The organism is Paraburkholderia sp. BR14320 (assembly GCF_040948665.1).
Taxonomy (GTDB): domain Bacteria; phylum Pseudomonadota; class Gammaproteobacteria; order Burkholderiales; family Burkholderiaceae; genus Paraburkholderia; species Paraburkholderia youngii.
This window is the reverse complement of sequence record NZ_JBFPKG010000128.1, coordinates 1-4,370: the sequence shown is the minus strand read 5'-3', so window position 1 is coordinate 4,370 and position 4,370 is coordinate 1. Positions and strand designations below refer to the sequence as shown.

At 58.9% G+C, this 4,370-nt stretch carries 2 protein-coding genes and 2 pseudogenes; 3 read left to right on the top strand and 1 reads right to left on the bottom strand.

All coding sequences use genetic code 11. The features are described from left to right. Nucleotides 1-330: 330 nt before the first annotated feature. Nucleotides 331-509 (bottom strand): annotated as a pseudogene (locus tag AB3X89_RS38950) (RES family NAD+ phosphorylase); the annotation flags it as partial. 60 nt (nt 510-569) lie between these two features. On the opposite strand from AB3X89_RS38950, the pseudogene AB3X89_RS38945 reads away from it, so the two are divergent. The 3 genes and pseudogenes from AB3X89_RS38945 to sctC all read left to right on the top strand — a co-directional run. Next, nucleotides 570-845, top strand: a pseudogene (locus tag AB3X89_RS38945) (IS6 family transposase); the annotation flags it as partial. Nucleotides 846-1,562: 717 nt separating this feature from the next. Then, entirely contained in the window at nt 1,563-2,075 is a 513-nt protein-coding gene (locus tag AB3X89_RS38940; RefSeq protein WP_368587906.1) for a reverse transcriptase domain-containing protein, read from the top strand. A 313-nt stretch (nt 2,076-2,388) separates the two neighbouring features. Then, nucleotides 2,389-4,185 carry a type III secretion system outer membrane ring subunit SctC gene (gene sctC, locus AB3X89_RS38935; RefSeq protein ID WP_368587905.1) on the top strand — a complete coding sequence of 599 codons (1,797 nt, stop codon included), beginning with the start codon at nt 2,389-2,391 and terminating at the stop codon, nt 4,183-4,185. The last annotated feature ends 185 nt before the right edge of the window (nt 4,186-4,370 follow it).

Below are 4,370 nucleotides of genomic sequence, written 5' to 3'. Positions count from 1 at the left end.
AGCTTCCTTATTGCGACAGTACCCTCGCCGGCGCGCTCATCCATGAACTGCTTTTCGAGTCGTCGATGAGCTTGACCGGGCTCGACGTGAGTTAGATTTTCGGCTTGTTGGCGTTTTCACCTTCGGGCTTTGCAGCCGGATCGACCCACTGAAACATGTACGGACCGTTGCGCATGTTGAGCGAAGCAAAGGGTGCGCCGTTCTGACCAACGAGATGGATGAACTGTCGCCATCACGAAGCCAGCGGCACATCCGCGGGCGCGCTCCTGCACACGAATGCAGACCACTATAGCTTTCAGTTTATGGCGTTTGCTCCCGGACGCCGCGTCCTTACGCTGGCGATCGCCTCGCCTGCCCAAACAGCCGCGGATCCAGCGTAAAGGGCTCGCTGCTGATGACCCTGACGCTTGCCATCTCCGGATGCATCGGGTTAGCAGCAAATTGAAATCACTCGGACAGACAACCGACAGTACCCGCATCGCCAGCTGCTCGCCCGCCTCGAGCCATTGCGGATCTGTCGCAATAAGGCGGTCTGCTATGCTGACGGGCCTTAATGCGTGACGTGATCGATGGCCGGGAAGCTGAGTTCGGGTGTGGGAAAAGTACTCAAACGCTTGCATTACCCGCTGGACGTGATGTTGCTGTGCGTGATGTTGCTGTGCGTTCGGTGGTACGTGGCCTATCCGCTGAGTCTGCGTCATCTCGAACAGATGATGGCCGAGCGTGGGATTGCGGTCGATCATTCGACCGTTCATCGTTGGGCACTCAAACTGTTGCCGGTCCTGGAGAAGGCGTTTCGACGGCACAAACGGACGGTCGGCAGGAGCTGGAGGATGGACGAGAGTGTGTCACGAACACAAGCGAAAGCTTGTGGTGCTGTACGGAAGATGGGAGTAGGCTTCCCGAATCTGGCTTGCCGGAGCAGGCTTCAAACCGCCCGGTGCTGCTGCGTTCAAAAGGCGTGGTGGTGGGCGACCGTGGAAAAGTCATCCATGAGGATGGCAGGTATGTGTTGAGAAGATGAGCGAAAGCAAACCGTTCGATGATGCGTCGTTAATTCGTTAAAGCGCTGTCAAAACTGGAGTCATTTCGTCGCTCCAGGATCAGTCAGGACGAGAGCTGCTTACGGACCTGGTGGCAGCCGGCGGAGAGGCGGCATGAGCTCAATACAGGCTTCGGTATGGAACGTGAGAACCTTGTTGCGGATGTGAGGGAAATGACAAGCCAACACCATGAGGAAGAATACCAATACCGCAACGAGGGGCGGAGCTGCCCGTAGTAGTGCTGAAGCCTTGTAATGAGGGTGGAGCGAAGGGTCAGCGTTATCCGGTTGAAGAAGGTCACCAACCCGCTTGTCGGGGAGGAGTGACATGACATCAACGAAACCTTATGACATTGCTAAGCGAACGATCTGGGATGCGTACCAGCGAGTGAAGGCCAACCGGGGTGCTGCCGGCATCGATGATGAAACCATCGCGATGTAGCAGGATCTGTCGAAGAATCTGTACAAGCTGTGGAACGGGATGTCGTCGGGGTCGTACTTCCCGCCACCGGTCAGGCAAGTGGAGATTCCCAAGGCAACGGGCGGTATTCGTAAGCTGGACGCGCCCACGGTGACAGCTCGTGTGGCGCAAACTGCAGTCAAGCTCCTCATTGAATCGATTCTTGAGCCGCTATTCCATGCGGATTCGTATGGTTACCGGCCCGGGAAATCGGCCAGGCAGGCGGTCGCCATCACCCGACAAAGGTGCTGGAAGTACGATTGGCTGGTAGAGTTTGATATCAAGGCGGCCTTTGATCAAATCGATCACGGCCTCTTGCTAAAAGCGGTACGCAAGCACATCAAAGAGAACTGGATCCTGATGTACATCGAGCGGTGGCTGACTGCGCCATTCGAAACTGCACAGGGTACCCGCTTGCCGCGGGATCGCGGTACCCCGCAAGGGGGAGTGGTCAGTCCGATCTTGATGAATCTGTTCATGCACTATGTGTTTGATTTCTGGAAGCAGCGTTACTTCCCGCAATGTCCCTTTGCGCGCTATGCCAATGACGCGGTAGTCCATTGCCGCAGCTAGGAGCAGGCGCAAGAGCTGATGCATGCCATTGCCTCGCGGCTGGCGGAATGTGGGTTGACGATGCATCCTGAGAAGTCAAAGATCGTGCATTGCAAGGACAGAAGTCGCACCCAAACCTACAGGTCGAGGTGAACGAGGAGAAGAGCCGCACCGTGGATCTGAGATGCAAGGAGAGCTTCGGCTTTCTGCTCGGCGCTTTTCATGCGCGAGAGCCTGCCCATCGTTGGTTCTCAATCGGTTCAGTCCGACGCCCCAACCATTTACCCCGCGATATTTGCGAAGGCCATCCTGACGGCCCTCACATCGTCGAACTATGAAAACAAGAATCCTGCTTATTGCCTGGTTGGCGGCGCCTCTTGCGTTCGGATTGTCTGCCGTGCTCGCGACGCCTGCCGAAGCCGCGGCCGTCCAGTGGCACAGCGCTGTCGTCCACATCACCACCGAAGGGCAGGACGTTAAAGACGTGCTGCGCGGTTTCGCCGCTGGACAAGGTATTCCTGCGACCATTTCCGGCGACGTGCACGGCACCGTGAGCGGCAGCTTCGACATGCCGCCGCAGCGTTTTCTCGACACACTGGCGTCTAGCTTCGGTTTCGTGTGGTTTTGGGACGGAAAGGTGCTGTCGATCAGCGACATGAACACCGTTACGCGGCGCGTGATCAAGCTCGATCACGCAAGCGTCGCCGATCTGCGAGCGACGCTCACGCAACTGGGCGTCGAAAATTCGCGCTTCCCGATCAATTATGACGAGAGCCAGAGCACCGGGCTCGTGAGCGGCCCGCAAGCGTATGTGCAGCTCGTGTCCGAAATCGCGCGCCGGCTCGACGACAGGGCGGCACAGAGCTCCGGCTCGATGATCCGCGTGTTCCCGCTGCGCCATGCGTGGGCTGGGCAGCACAATGTCCAGATCGACGGTAAGACGGTGACCGTGTCCGGCGTCGCGGATTTGCTGTCGGCCATGTACCACCGGCGGGAGCGCAACGGTGCGGACAGTTACGAGCAGGTGGCCAGCGGCACGGCAAACGACCCGACAATGCGTCGCCTGCAACCGACGCCAGACGTCACCGGCAGCACCGACGGTGGCGGACACGAAAGCGGTGTGAATCCCCCGTTGCCGGCCGGCAACGGGGCGAGCGGCGGCGTTGAGCCGGGCCTCGGAGGGTTGCTGAACGGTCTGGCTGCCGGCGGCAGCCCGGGCATGCAGTCGACTGGTTCGTCCAATGTCGGCGACGGGGCCGCCCGCGGCGATACGTCGGCGAGCAGCAGCCAGACGCTGCCCGTGATCGAAGCCGATCCGCGCACGAACTCGGTCTTGATCCGGGATGTGCCGCAACGTCTCGCACAGTACCAGAGTCTGATCGACACACTGGATGTGCGGCCGCGCCTGATTGAGATCGAGGCACATATCATCTCGATCGAGGACAACGCGCTTGAGCAGCTCGGCGTGGACTGGCGCGCGCAGAATAGCCACATTGATATTCAGGCGGGCAACGGCACGACGCAGCAGAACGGTTACAATGCCAACATTGATCCGCCCGTTGGCCCACAGCCGCTTTGGGACGGTGCAGGCGGGCCGTTCACGGCCGTGCTCGGTAACGCCGGCCGTTATCTGCTGGCACGCGTGAACGCGCTGCACCAGACCAATCTCGCCAAAGTCGACGCGAGCCCGAAAGTCGCCACGCTCAACAATGTCGAGGCCGTGATGGACCACAAGACGCGTTTTTTCGTGCGCGTCGCGGGCTACACATCGGCGGACATGTACAGTGTGTCGAGCGGCGTGTCGCTGCGAGTGCTGCCGCTCGTCGTGGAAGAAAACGGCAGGACGGATATCAAGCTGAACGTTCATATCGAGGACGGCGATATCACGTCCGGGCGGGTCGGCGACATTCCGATGATCACCACCAGCACGATCAATACCGAGTCGTTCGTCAGACAGGGCGAGAGTCTGCTGATTGCCGGCTATCGGGTCGATAAGTCTACGAATGGCGAGACCAGTGTGCCGGTTCTTTCGAGGATCCCGCTCATCGGCGCACTGTTCCGCAATCGCGACGACGAGCACGATCATATGGAGCGGCTCTTTCTGCTGTCACCTCGCGTCATCGAGTTCTAGTGTTCCGTCCCAGAAATAACTACTGAGCCGCCCCGGGTTTTCCGGAGACCGTTTTGCTGGTTCTGTTGCAGTAAGGGTGTCGGGACGAGAAATGTCGATATGATAAGTATTGCTTATGACACAAGGGAGTAAAACTGCTGGGAAGCAGACGACGGGTCTTTGCCCGCACATTTCATCTGTCCTTT